Here is a 12,998-nt window from a genome sequence, read left to right on the forward strand (position 1 = left end):
GTGCAAGGAAAAGGTCAGCGGTTTTCAGTCTGGCGTGCCAATAGTGCCACGGGGATGAGGCCGACCACCACGATGGCGAGTGCTGGCAGGGCGGCTTGTTCCCACTGGCCTTCGGAGGTCATTTCGAATACGCGGACAGACAGGGTGTTCCAGCCAAAGGGGCGGGTCATCAAGGTGATGGGCATCTCTTTCATGACATCCACAAACACCATGAGTGCTGCTGTGAACAGCCCGCCGCGCAGCAGTGGTAGGTGCAACCGCCACAGCATCTCTCGCCGGCCCAGGCCCAGGGACGCTGCAGCGGCTTCCTGATTGGGCGTAATGCGTTGCATGGCGGCCTGGGTGGGTTCGAACGCGACGGCCAGAAAACGGGCTGCATAGGCCAACAACATGACGACAAGCGTACCTTTGAGTATCTGCGGGGGCGTCTGCCAGCCAAGGGCCTGCAATGCTGCGATCAGCTGGTTATCCAGTGCGGCGGTCGGGATGAAGACACCGACAGCCAGCACGCTGCCCGGTATGGCATAGCCAAGTGTCGCCAGACGTGCTGCCAGCCTTGCGGAGTGGCCGTCACGACCGCGCACGGCATAGGCCAGTAGCAGGCCGAGTGTGACAACCAGCATGGCCGCACCGCCAGCCAGTAAAACTGAGTGCCAGATGAAGCTGATATACCGGCTATCGAAATCGGTTTTGATGACGGTGGCAGCCCACTTCAATAGTTGCCCGCACGGAATGAAGAAAGCCAGTGCCAGAATCAGCAGGCAAGCGGCAGTGGCGGCCACCGCCCTGAGCCCCTGCAGACGGATTGGCTGGGCGGGGCCGCTACGGCCTGCGCCATGGTAGCGTTTGTTGCCACGGGCCTTCTGCTCGAACAGGGCGAGCGCCAGAACCGCCATCACCAGTAAGGAAGCCAGCTGCGAGGCAGCTTTCAGGTTGAACAGGGCGAACCAGGCCTTGTAAATGGCGGTGGTGAACGTGTCGTAGTTGAAGGTGGCGACGGTGCCGAAATCGGCGAGGGTTTCCATTAATACCAATGAGACACCGCCCACCAGCCACGGGCGTGCCATTGGCATGGCGACGCGCCAGAAGCCCTGACGCCGGCTCAACCCCAGCACGGCTGCGGCTTCCAGTGCGCGCCGGCCCTGAGTCAGAAAGGCATTGCGCGCCAGCAGGTAGACGTAGGGGTAGAGCGCCAGGGTCATTGTCAAGATCACCCCGCCGCGCGAACGGATGGGCGGAAACCAGCGGCTGTTGTCAAACCATTCGCGCAACAAGGTTTGCAATGGCCCGGTGAAGTCATACAGGCCGATCTGCACGCTGGCCAGCACGTAGGCCGGCATGGCCAATGGCAGGGCAAGTAGCCAGGCAAAGTGCCGGCGACCCGGGAAGTCATAGACGGCGGTTAACCAGGCTAACGACACCCCCAGCAGCAAAGTGCCGATTGCCACGCCACCAGCCAGCCAGGCGGTGTTGATCAACAATTGTGGCAGGACATAGTCGGCCAGATGCGCCCAGATATCGGTCTGAGGGTCGGCCAAGCTGGCAAGCACCACCAGCAGCGGCACCAGCGTGATGGCGGCAATCAGCCAGGCTATGCCGGGTTGCAGATTCCAGCGTCTGGGGGGGGATGCCTGGGCTTGGGCGGTGAGTGAAAGCGTCATGAAGGGTCGGGCTCTCAAAACGACAAACCCCGCGTAAGGCGGGGACGTAGGTCAGCCAATGGCTGAGCGGACATCAAAAAGCTGTTCTCTGAAGGAGGGGCCGTTGCCATTGAGGTCGGGCAGTGCGCGGAACCTTGACGCATCTGGATGGATGACGCCTTGGTGCCCGCGCACTGATCGCAAAATATTGCAAGGGCTTATCCGGAGTTGGCCATGTATTGATGCCGTCTCGCCTATGCCGCAAAAAAACAGGCCAGTGATGGCTTATTTATAGCCTGCCCGATCCATGAGTTTGACGGCATTCGCTTGTTGCTCGCCGGCGACCTTCACATTGATGTAATCGTGCTTGAAGCTGCCCCAGGAAGCCACATAGGGATCGGGCTTCACCTTGGGGTTGGCCGGGTACTCCATATTGACGTCGGCCAGCAGGTTCTGGGCCTTCTCGCTGGACATCCACTCCAGCAGCTTGATGGCGCCTTTCTCGTTCTTGGCGTGCTTGGTTACGCCAGCGCCAGAAATATTAACGTGTACGCCTGAAGTCGTTTGATTCGGCCAGAACAACGACACCTTGAGCTTGGGGTTCTTATCCAGCAGGCGGCCGTAGTAGTAAGTGTTGGCAATGCCGACATCGCATTGGCCGGCGTCGATCGCTTCCAGCAGCTTGGTGTCATCCGAGAAAGGATCGGCTGCCAGATTGGCTACCCAGCCCTTCACAACCTGCTCGGTTTTCGCCTCGCCAAGGCGACTGATCAGGGTGCCAACCAGCGACTGGTTGTAAACCTTCTTGGCACTACGCAGGCAGAGACGGCCTTTCCACTTGGGGTCGGCCAGATCTTCGTAGGTGGAAAGGTCGGTTGGCTTGACCCGCTTGGTGTTGAAAAACACCGTGCGAGCACGAACCGACAAGCCAAACCAGTTGCCATCCGGATCGCGCAGATGGGCAGGGATATTGGCGCTCAGTGCGGCTGACTGCACAGGCTTGAGCAGACCCATCTGGGTGGCCTGCCACAGATTGCCGGCATCTACTGTCAGCAGAATGTCGGCTGGGGTATTGGCACCTTCGGCCTTGATTCGTTGCATCAGCGCGCCTTCGTTGTCGGTCACGAACTTCACCTGCACGCCGGTTTCCTTGGTGTATGCATCAAACAAGGGCTTGACCAGCGATTCGATTCGGGCTGAATACACAGTGACTTCTTCAGCGGTAGCCGAACCAACCAGCGCCAGACTCAGCGCACCAAGCAGCAGGGATGATTTCATTGCAACAACTCCGTTTGTAAAAAGACAGGCGGTGAAAGATGTTGTGCAATTGTACAGGAATAGGAATCCTTCTCACTATCGTCTGACTCGCCCTGGGTGAGCAGGCCAAGCACTTTTTTGGGGGCAAGTCATGGCAAAAGGTGGGTTTCCGGGTGACAGGTTGAAGTTCACCTTTTTCTTTATTGCTCTGGTCATCGGGTGCGGCTGGCAGCTGGGAGGTGGAGCCAGTATGGCGCGCTGGTTATGGTTGTGGCCGGCGCTGAGTAGCAGCCAAATGGCGTTGGCCTATGGTTGCGGTCGCCCGGGATGGGTCATGGGGAAGCAACGCCATGGCGGGTTCAGTATGTGTCTTCTGTTAACGGGCCTGCCCTGGCTTCTTGTGACCTGGATAGGTTTTCGCGTGCAGCGTGCGCTTACCTCCGAAAAGGCCTGCAACGAAATACCGGGTACCCATATCAGCATCGGTTGCTATCCTGATCGAGCCCTTGCACGGGAGTTTGATCTGATCATTGATCTGACCTGTGAATTTCCGGCATCTGGCGCGGGCGCCCCGCAGCGCTACTTGTGTTTCCCCAATCTTGACGGCGTAGCCCTCAGTGAGATTCCTGCCGACCTCACGCTGACCAGAGAGCAGAAAGTCCTGATTCATTGTGCGCAGGGTCATGGCCGTAGCGCCATTCTGTTGGCGCTGCTGCTTGCCAGATCTGGCCTGACCGCAACGCCAGGCCAAGGTCTTGAGCAGATTCAGGCCGTGCGCCCGCTGGCTAGGCCCAAACGCTCGCAGCGGCAGCAGCTGCGCTGACAAGCGGGGTGGCATCGGACGCGGACAATCGGTGTAGTATCCTGCCGGTTTACCCCGGCCTCTATCGATTGTTTCAGTACTTCAAACTTGGCAGCTTGATGCCGCAGGGGTTTTCTCCAGACTCTATTGAGTGTCTTGTTTTTAAATAAAAGAAAATATGCATTTCGTCCCTTCTAAAAGAATTTCTATTCTGTTGATGTTGGTGGTGTTTGTAATCAGCTGGATTCAGCCGATATGGCCGCTTGAGCAAGCTTTGCATAGCTCACTCACAATTGTTGCCTTTTTTCTTTTAGGGTTTTATGTAAAGCGTCACAAGATTTCCGATTTCGATTTCTTTTTGATTATGATTTTTCTCTGTGTACACTCAATTGCCGCGCGCTGGCTTTATTCAAATACCCCCTATGATCAATGGTTGCAAAGTGCCTTGGGATTCTCATTCAAGAAAAGTCTGGGGTGGGAGCGAAATAATTTCGATCGCCTTGTGCATTTTTTGTATGGATTTTGCTTTACGCCGGCAATCCTCTCGCACGTAACAAATCAATTGGGCTGCGCCAAAAGAGCAGCATTTTTACTGGCGGTGTCACTGATTATGATTACCAGTTTATGGTACGAATGGTTTGAGTGGTTGATTGCAATGGTGCTCTCGCCCAGCAATGCCGAAGCCTACAATGGGCAGCAAGGCGATATGTGGGATGCACACAAGGATATGCTAATGGCAACAATTGGAAGTTTGATGTGGGCTAAATATTCTCTAGCAAATCGTTGAGAGGTGGCTTTGAGTGATGGGGATTTATGTAATCGATGCTTGTTGCGGCATATTGCACTAAAGCTGGGCGAGATGGTTTATTTGCCTGCAAATATGTTATCCAGTCAGGGTTTTTTAACAGATTTGATGGCGAGTGAAAACATTTTTCAATGCCCTGCCAAGCATTTATACTGCCCGGCCACATATCCAATTTTGAAGATCTGGAGTTATGAATGAAAAAGGCCATCACTGTTCTTGCCTGTGCAGTCTCCATTGTGCTGGGCGGATGTGCCGGAACTGCCGCCGTTGTTCGATCTGAGTACCGGCTTTCGGAGGGTGAGAAGGTTGCCTTCACGGTATCGGCACCGGCAGATCTTGGAGAGGAGGCGCGTGGCATCCTCAATGCACGGCTAACCGAAAAACTTACCGCGAATAGCTTGTTGGCCACTACGGCAGATGCAAGTGCCCGCGAGCTGGAAATCCAGGTTACGAACTATCGGATGCGTCATGGCGCTGCACGCGCACTGCTCGGCATTATGGCCGGAACGGACAATATACAAAGCACCATCAAGGTGAAGAACAAGGCATCCGGCGCTGTGCTGTCTGAATTTCAAATCGAATCAAAAAATCCGACGGCCTGGGGAACTTCGAAGAGCATGATTGAAGAACACGCCGACAAAATCGTTGATACCCTCGTTGGCGCCAAGAAATAAAGTTCTTTAAGGCGTCGTATATAGCCTGTCTTGCGAAGCGTTTCCTTTGGTCTGTTTGCAGGGCCTTGGAGTGAAATGGGCTGAGTTTTCAGCCCATTTTCGCAATGGCCACCCCCTTCTTGTTACGCACTCTCTCCTCCGCTCTTCATTCCTCATCTGCAACGACAGTTGCGTTGACTGGTTTTTTGCGCTGACGCGGTAGCATGCGCTGATGACAGTCATTGCCGAGAAATTTCTTGCATTACCGCCAATCAGCCATGAATTTCCTAGACTGCTATAGGCACGCAGATTCGACCGGATGACGGCGATTACATGCGGGGCGGCGTGATAACGAGGGCGGAAGCGGCTCCGGGTGGGTAGGGGGGGGACTATGGCAATTCAGTTACCGATTCTGGTGGTCGATGATCAGGCGCCGATGCGGCAGGCGATCGTGTCGGTGTTGCGCGAGATGGGCTACGGCCTTACGCAGGAGGCTGATTGCGCCGATGCCGCCATGCAGCAGCTGCGGGCTGGGGGCATTCATGCGGTGATCTCGGACTGGAATATGCCCGGAATGTCGGGGCTGGAGTTGTTGCGCTGGGTGCGGGGGGAGCCACGGTATCTGCACCTGCCTTTCATGCTGGTGGCGGCAGAAACTTCGCGGGAAACCATTCGGCTGGCTTTCGAGGCGGGTGCCAGTGACTATCTGATCAAGCCTTTCACCGCCAACAACCTGAAAGAGCGGGTGCGCCGCCTGCTGGGGGCGGATGCCCCGGTGGTGGCGCCTTGTCCGGCGGTGCCGGTGGCCTCGCCCAGAGTGATCGGCGAGATGGAGTCGATGGCCGCCCTGTCACGGATGAAGGCATCGAGCGTGCTGATTGTCGATGATGTGCCGACCAATATCGAGGTGATGACCGGCCTGCTGAAGGCTGAGTACACGATCAAGGTAGCGGTGAGCGGCGCCAGGGCGCTGGAGATTGCCCGCTCGACCACGCCGCCAGATCTCATTTTGCTGGATGTGATGATGCCGGATATGGACGGCTTCGAGGTGTGCCGGCAACTCAAGGCCGATCCGACCACGCGGGATATTCCGGTGATCTTTTTGTCGGCACGGGATGCCGGGGATGATGTGGCCGCTGGACTGGAGCTGGGGGCGGTCGATTATGTGACCAAGCCAGTCAATCCGGTCGTGCTGAGGGCGCGTTTGCGTACCCATCTTAAATTGCGGAATGCCTTTGCCGATCTGGAGCGCCGCAACCGCGCGCTGGTCGAGAGTGCTGCACTGCGTGACGATGTGGAGCGGATTACGGCGTATGACCTGAAAAGCCCGCTGGCAGCGATTTTGCAGCATGGCGAGATGCTGCTGGGGGCGCCGGATCTGCAATCCTGGCAGCAGCAGTCGGCCCAGGCGATTGTGCGAGCCGCCCGCCTGGGCCTGGATCGGGTCAGTCAGTCGATGGATCTGTTCAAGCTGGAAACCGGCCGGTTCAAGCTCGATGTGCGAGCCGTGTCGCTGCCAGACTTGCTGAACGATGTGGTGGGCGATGTGCTGGCGGTCAGTGGCCGCCAGGTGCCGATCCGGCTGGAGTTGCCGAAAGGTGTCGATGCGGCAGATTTCCGGGTGGGGGCGGAGCGGGGATTGTGTCTGGCCCTGTTTGGTAATTTGCTGCGCAATGCCATTGAAGCCAGTGCCGATGGCGAAGACGTAAAGCTGGTGCTGTCACGGCAGGCGACACAGGTGTTGGTGGAGATCCGTAATGCTCAGGGTTTGCCTGATGCGATGCGGTCGCAGCTGTTTGAAAAGTATGCCAGCCATGGCAAGCCGGGGGCCCTGGGGTTGGGCGCGTATGCCGCCCGGTTGTTTGCGTTGGCGATGGGGGGAGGGGTGGAGTTGCTGGCGGACCCGGCTGGCGGCACCCGTCTGCTGGTGAGCTTGCCGGCCCAGTCATGATGAGGCTGGCATGGTTGGCGTGACTGGCACGAAAATTCGGGCACACCCATCCGGCGTTGCCATGCAGCGCCTGGCGCTCTCGTTGGTTGCCTTGATCTGGCTGGGGTCACTGGCCGTCTATTTCTGGCAGGAACATCGTTTGCAGCAAGCAGCGCAGATCGAGGCGCTGGAGCGGGAGTTCCGCAAGCATGCTGACAAAGTGGCTGCAGCCATTCTCAATGCCAATAATCATCTGACCCGCCTGAAAAGCTGGACCGAAGACCGGTTGGCAGGGGATGCAGTGGCCGTGCCGTTACGGCTTGATATTCAGCCGGGCCGCAATGGCAGTCTGTTGCTGGCACGGCGTCAGGCCGAGGCGCCACCCGCAGCGGCGGCAATCACCACATTTGATCCCCGGACTGCCACTGAAATGCGCCAGGATCTGCTGCAGCTGCTGCCGGGGTGGTTTGAGTGGGTGGCAGCCAGTCACCAGGTGGATCGTCATCTCACGGCTACTTACCTGCTGGCTACCGATCGTTCGCTGGCGGCGGCACACCCGTTTGCCATGGCTGAGGCGATGAGCCTGCAATACCCGATGCGACCCTATGTCGATCAGATCGAGGCGTTTTCAAGACGGCTTGGCACGCGTACGGCAGATCGCGAGGGCATTGCCTGGAGCAAGCCGCGTCGTGACCTGCGAAGTGCCGGCTGGGTAACCACGGGCCGGGTGGCGATCCAGTATCAGAACCAGACTGTGGCGGTTATCGCCAGCGATCTGGCCGTCGAAGCACTGTTCGAGGGCCTGCGCCGCGATACGGCTGATTTTGGCGGCTATGCACTGCTGACTGAAGATGGTTCGGTGGCGACGACGTCGCATGCGGATTTTCTGCGCTTGATGGCGCAACCCGCTTCCGAAGCCCTGCCACCGGCTGTGGCGGCGGGTTGGCGCGATTCTGCCGGTCAGATCGCGCGCCGTAGCGGCTACTACTACACCAGCCAGGCACTGCCCGGCATTGGCTGGACCTTGGTTGGTTATGTGAGCGATGCGGAGTTGGCGGGGCTGCTCTGGTCGGCAGACAAGCTGCGGCTGGTCGGCTGGTTGATGGCCTGCCTGCTGACGGTGCTGGTGCTGTGGTTGCTCGATCGGCGGCTGATTGGCCCAGCACTGGCGGCGCAAAGTCGGCTGAGTGAGAACGAGGCCAAGTGGCGGACCATTCTTGAACAGGCCCCCGATGCCATTCTGGGGATCGACTCGACGGGTCGGGTGGCGTTTACCAACCCGGCGGCCGAGCGGCTGCTGGGAGTGGGTGCAGGGACATTGCGCGGGAGCCCGGTTGCGCAATTGCTGCCCACCCTCAATCCGGCCGATCTGCAGCACCCGACCCCCGCCGGACGGGCTATCGAAATGGTGGTGCGGGCCGGAGGGCGGGGCAGCGTGCCGGTTGAGCTGTCGCTGGCGGTTTATCAGCAGGAGGGAGCCTGGCTGGCGACCGCATTCATTCGTGATGTCTCGGTGCGCACTGCACAACGAGTGTCCATGCAAAGGGCGATTGACGACGCCGGGGCAGCGCATCAGCAATTGCGGGATATGAGCGATGCCTTGCCTTGCGTGGTGTTCCAGCTTGAAACCGCTGCCGGTGAGCTGCAGCGCATTAATTTCATCAGTCGGCAGGTGGCGGCACTGCTCGGATACATGCCGGAGCAGCTGCAACGGCAGCCGGCACTATTACTGCAGGGCCTGCCGCCGGACCAGCGCCGCCTGTTGCAGCAGGCTTTCGAACGGGCGATGGCTTCCGGGCAGTCCCTGCAGATCGACTTGCCGATCACGCTCGCCAGCAAGCCGGGCTGGCAGCGGATCGAGGCGATGCCTAAAGCCGGGGCGGACGGGGTGACGGTATGGAACGGCTATTGGCAGGACGTCACGGCCGTCAAGACGTTCGAGCAACAGCTGGCCAACCAGCTGGAGTTTCAGACCCAGCTGATCGACGCCTTGCCGAATCCGGTGTTCGTCAAGGGGCTTGATCGCACCCTGACCCGTTGTAATACCGCTTTTGAAACCAGTTTCGGTCTGCGCAAAGGTCAGCTGGCTGGTTGTCAGTTTGCCGAACTGAACTTGATGGCCGAAGAGCTGGCGCGCCTGCTCGATGGTGATGACGAGAAGATTCTGGCGCAGCCTGATCTGGTGATCCGCCGCGAAATCCAGCTGCGCTTTGCCGACGGCAAGCAGCACGCCGTGCTGTATGCGCTGCAGGCGCTGCGCCAACCGGATGGCCAGGTGGGGGCGCTGGTTGGAGTGATGGTGGATGTGAGCAATCTGCAATTGGCCGAGCGGCGGATCAGCGAGGCGGAATCGCGCTTGCGGCAGCTGACCGACAACCTGCCGCTGGCGGTCTACCAGTTCAAGCTGATGCGTGGCATGCCGGCCTTTCCGTTTGCCAACGCCTATTGGCGGCAGATTGGCCTGGAGCCGGCGCAAGTGGTCGAGGATGCCGACCGGGTGTTTGCCTTGATCGTGCCGGAAGACTTGCCGGCGGTGCAGGCGTCGATCCAGCAGGCGATTCAGAACGCCAGCCCCTGGTTGCAGGAGTGCCGGATCACGGCGGCCGACGGCAGCATCCGCTGGATGCGCGGCGAGTCGCAGCCGGTGACGCTGCCCGATGGCAGTCTGCTCTACAACGGCTACTGGCAGGACATCACCGAGATCAAACGCACCACGCAGGAGCTGGAGCTGGCCAAGCTCGAGGCAGAGTCGGCAACCCAGGCCAAGTCGATGTTCCTGGCCAATATGAGTCATGAGATCCGTACGCCAATGAATGCCATCATCGGCCTGGCCCATCTGGCGCTCGAAACCGAGCTGGCACCCAAGCAGCGCGATTACGTGCAGAAGATTCATGAAGCGGGCCTGTCCTTGCTTGGCATCCTTAACGACATCCTCGATTTCTCGAAGATCGAGGCCGGTCGGCTCGACATCGAATGCATTCCGTTTGATCTGAACGAGGTTTTCTCGAATGTGGCGACAGTGACCGGCCATACCGCCGTCGACAAAGGGCTGGAGTTCCTGATCCGCTCGCCACGCAACCTGCCGGGCAAGCTGCTGGGAGATCCGCTGCGTCTGGGGCAGGTCTTGATCAATCTGGCCAATAACGCCGTTAAATTCACCGCCAGCGGTGAGGTGGAAGTGGCTTGCGTGGTGCTGGGGCAAACCGCCAGCCAACTGAACCTGCAGTTTTCGGTTCGCGATACCGGCATCGGCATCAGCGATGAAGAGGCGAGCCGACTGTTCAAACCATTTACCCAGGCCGACGGCTCGACCACCCGTCGCTATGGGGGTACGGGTCTTGGTCTGTCGATCTGCCGGCGCCTGCTGGCCTTGATGGACAGCAAGCTGACCCTGCAAAGTCAGCCGGGGCAGGGAAGTTGTTTTCAGTTCTGCCTGACGCTGCCGTGGCAGGCCGACGCGGAAGCGGCTGCCTGTCTGGTGCCGCCTGGACTGGTCGGCATGCGCGCACTGGTGGTCGATGACAACCCGCTGGCGCGGGAAGTGCTGGCCGATGCCCTGGCACCCTACAAATTGCGGGTGGATTGCGCCGACAGCGGCCTGGCTGCGCTGACCGCGATACGGGGGGCCAGCCAGTCCCCTTACGGCCTGATTTTTCTGGACTGGCAGATGCCGGAGCTGGATGGCATCGACACGGCCAGAGCGATCCGGGCGGAAGCGGGAGGACAGTCCCCCTACCTCATCATGGTGACGGCTTACGCTGGTGCGGATATGGAGGAGCGGGCGCGGGAGGCCGGCGTGCAAGCCCTGCTGCCCAAGCCGCTGACACCCTCATCGCTGCATGATTGTTTGCTGCACCAGTTCGGTAACCAGCCGATACCGCTGACGGGGCATGCGCCTGCCGGTCCGCTATTGCAGGGACTGCGGGTCTTGCTGGTCGAAGATCATCCGATCAATCAGCAGATTGGCTGCGAGCTGCTGACATCGGCGGGCGTGCAGGTTGAGGTCGTGGCGGACGGTGCGGCGGCAGTGGCCCGTCTGCAGGCCGAGGCCGATGATGCGTTCGATCTGGTCCTGATGGATCTGCAAATGCCGGTGATGGATGGGCATGAGGCAACACGGGCGATCCGGGCCGAGCGGCGTTTTGATCGTCTGCCCATCGTGGCCATGACGGCACATGCCCAGTCGGAAGAGGCAGAGCGGTGCCGGGCCGAAGGCATGCAGGCGCATCTGACCAAGCCTATCGACCCGAAACAGCTTTTTGCCACGCTGGCCCGGTTGACAGGACGGTCTGCACCGCCTGCCGATACCACTGTTGCCCCGGTCGCCTCGGCAGTCCTCTCCTCCGATAGCCAGTCAGCGCTTGTTCTGGACCAGGAGGCCGGGCTGGCGCGGGTGGCAGGAAATCGTCCGCTGTATGAGCGCCTGTTGCAGCGCTTTGTGCAGACCCATGCCGACACCCGTTCGCAAATTGATGCGGCCTTGGCGGCGGGCAGCATTGGTCATGCCATCCAGCTGGTGCATCGCAGCAAAGGCGTGGCGGGCAATATTGGCGCCGAAAGGCTGCATGCTGCCGCCAGGCTGCTCGAAATGGCTTTGCGTGACCGAGATGCCACGGCGCTCGTTGCCAGCCTGACGCGGTTTGACAGCGCATTTGCCGAGCTGCAGCAAGTCTTGCAGCCTACCTTGCAGGCGCTGGCGGCGCCTGACGGCCCACTGCTGGATGATAGCGACTACGCGATAGCCCTGAACCGCCTGCGTAGCCTGTTGCGCGACTCTGATAGCGAAGCCCTGGATCAGTTCGCCCTGTTGCGGCTCAGTCTATTGGCGCGCTGCGGCACCACCTTCACCCTTCAGCTTGAACGTGCCCTGCAAGGTTATGACTTCAGCGCTGCGCTGACCCTGTTGGCCGAGACGATCCAATAAGCCCGGCTGGGCCATGCCCCGGTGCCTTGTTTCAGGCTGCCTTCCTAAAAAACGCGCTTCGCAAAAATGGATCAATAGAGTCTTGGCATGGCTTTTGCTGTGGTGCGGAAAACAGGAGGGAATCATGCTCAAAGTCGTGCTGATCTGCGATGGCTCGGGCCGGACTGCGTTACTGGCAGAAGCGCTCGCCGGGTGTGGGATCACGCTGCTGGCACAGCTGGGCCCCAGTCCGGCGCTGGCGGCGCAGGTGCAGCAACTGGCGCCGGACGTGGTGCTGATCGACAACGATGCGCCGGCCCGCGATACGTTGGAGTCAATCTGCATTGCCAGTCGTGCCAGTGAGCGACCGGTGGTGATGCTGACCGCAGATGGTCGCCGCGACACCATCCGGCAGGCTCTTGCGGCAGGTGTCGCGGCGTATGTCGTGGGCGAGGTGCCGCATGATCGAATGGAAACCCTGCTATGGGTGGCGATAGAGCGCTTCGCTCTGGAGCGGGAACGACAGCAGGAGCTGGCTACGGCACGTCAACGGCTGGCAGACCGGCAATGGGTAGATAAAGCCAAAGGCTTGTTGATGCAGCTGCGCGGCCTTGATGAAGACGCTGCCTATCGCCTGCTGCGCGAGCGGGCCATGCAGGCCCAGCGCCGGATTGGTGATGTAGCGCGTGAAATGGTGGAGGTGGCCGGCTGGCTGGGCAAGCCGGGCGGACCTGAAGTCGGGCCGCCGGCGGAGTGATGCCTGCAAAGCCCCCTGCAGGGCGCCATTCCAGTGCAGCCCTGCGCAGCTTTGGTGCGGTGCAGCGAGCCGGAAGGAAGGCTCGAACGCAATTTTCACGATGTTTCGGGGGGAATCTAGGCTCTGTTGACATTTTATTTCCGGATCGCGTTTCGTCGGATTTGGGCCTGATGCAAGGCGAAAAGCGCGCCGCTTAGTGGGCTAAGCAAGCGATTTTTTACGCGGCAGCAGGCCCAAATCCGGCGAAACCC

Annotated in this window: 8 protein-coding genes; 6 read left to right on the plus strand and 2 right to left on the minus strand. The window is 59.7% G+C overall.

The features are described from left to right. Positions 1 to 14 precede the first annotated feature (14 nt). Both PZA18_RS11670 and PZA18_RS11675 read right to left on the minus strand, forming a co-directional pair. The gene (locus PZA18_RS11670; protein ID WP_284101018.1) at positions 15 to 1,661 is read right to left on the minus strand and encodes an ABC transporter permease; all 1,647 of its coding nucleotides are present in this window, start codon (positions 1,659 to 1,661) and stop codon (positions 15 to 17) included. Positions 1,662 to 1,925: 264 nt separating this feature from the next. Further along, positions 1,926 to 2,918, minus strand: a complete 993-nt coding sequence (locus tag PZA18_RS11675; protein WP_284101019.1) for an extracellular solute-binding protein — start codon at positions 2,916 to 2,918, stop codon at positions 1,926 to 1,928. Positions 2,919 to 3,318: 400 nt separating this feature from the next. On the opposite strand from PZA18_RS11675, the gene PZA18_RS11680 reads away from it, so the two are divergent. The 6 genes from PZA18_RS11680 (at position 3,319) to PZA18_RS11705 (ending at position 12,747) form a co-directional block, all read left to right on the plus strand. After that, positions 3,319 to 3,720: a protein-tyrosine phosphatase family protein gene (locus PZA18_RS11680; RefSeq protein WP_284101020.1), complete on the plus strand. Its 402-nt coding sequence runs from the start codon at positions 3,319 to 3,321 to the stop codon at positions 3,718 to 3,720. A 157-nt stretch (positions 3,721 to 3,877) separates the two neighbouring features. Continuing rightward, entirely contained in the window at positions 3,878 to 4,486 is a 609-nt protein-coding gene (locus PZA18_RS11685; RefSeq protein WP_284101021.1) for a DUF2238 domain-containing protein, read from the plus strand. Positions 4,487 to 4,698: 212 nt separating this feature from the next. Continuing rightward, positions 4,699 to 5,178: a DUF4410 domain-containing protein gene (locus tag PZA18_RS11690; protein WP_284101022.1), complete on the plus strand. Its 480-nt coding sequence runs from the start codon at positions 4,699 to 4,701 to the stop codon at positions 5,176 to 5,178. Positions 5,179 to 5,548: 370 nt separating this feature from the next. Then, positions 5,549 to 7,108 carry a response regulator gene (locus tag PZA18_RS11695; protein WP_284101023.1) on the plus strand — a complete coding sequence of 520 codons (1,560 nt, stop codon included), beginning with the start codon at positions 5,549 to 5,551 and terminating at the stop codon, positions 7,106 to 7,108. Between the two features lie 10 nt (positions 7,109 to 7,118). Next, positions 7,119 to 12,011: a PAS domain-containing hybrid sensor histidine kinase/response regulator gene (locus PZA18_RS11700; protein ID WP_284101024.1), complete on the plus strand. Its 4,893-nt coding sequence runs from the start codon at positions 7,119 to 7,121 to the stop codon at positions 12,009 to 12,011. A gap of 124 nt (positions 12,012 to 12,135) precedes the next feature. Next, the gene (locus PZA18_RS11705; protein WP_284101025.1) at positions 12,136 to 12,747 is read left to right on the plus strand and encodes an ANTAR domain-containing response regulator; all 612 of its coding nucleotides are present in this window, start codon (positions 12,136 to 12,138) and stop codon (positions 12,745 to 12,747) included. Positions 12,748 to 12,998: the final 251 nt, after the last annotated feature.

It is taken from the genome of Parachitinimonas caeni (assembly GCF_030129945.1).
GTDB lineage: Bacteria > Pseudomonadota > Gammaproteobacteria > Burkholderiales > Chitinimonadaceae > Parachitinimonas > Parachitinimonas caeni.

Coding starts and splice junctions, on each gene's coding strand:
- PZA18_RS11695 (WP_284101023.1), top strand. CDS start 5,549: ATGGCAATTCAGTTACCGATTCTGGTGGTCGATGATCAGGCGCCGATG.
- PZA18_RS11670 (WP_284101018.1), bottom strand. CDS start 1,661: ATGACGCTTTCACTCACCGCCCAAGCCCAGGCATCCCCCCCCAGACGC.
- PZA18_RS11685 (WP_284101021.1), top strand. CDS start 3,878: ATGCATTTCGTCCCTTCTAAAAGAATTTCTATTCTGTTGATGTTGGTG.
- PZA18_RS11675 (WP_284101019.1), bottom strand. CDS start 2,918: ATGAAATCATCCCTGCTGCTTGGTGCGCTGAGTCTGGCGCTGGTTGGT.
- PZA18_RS11700 (WP_284101024.1), top strand. CDS start 7,119: ATGGTTGGCGTGACTGGCACGAAAATTCGGGCACACCCATCCGGCGTT.
- PZA18_RS11690 (WP_284101022.1), top strand. CDS start 4,699: ATGAAAAAGGCCATCACTGTTCTTGCCTGTGCAGTCTCCATTGTGCTG.
- PZA18_RS11705 (WP_284101025.1), top strand. CDS start 12,136: ATGCTCAAAGTCGTGCTGATCTGCGATGGCTCGGGCCGGACTGCGTTA.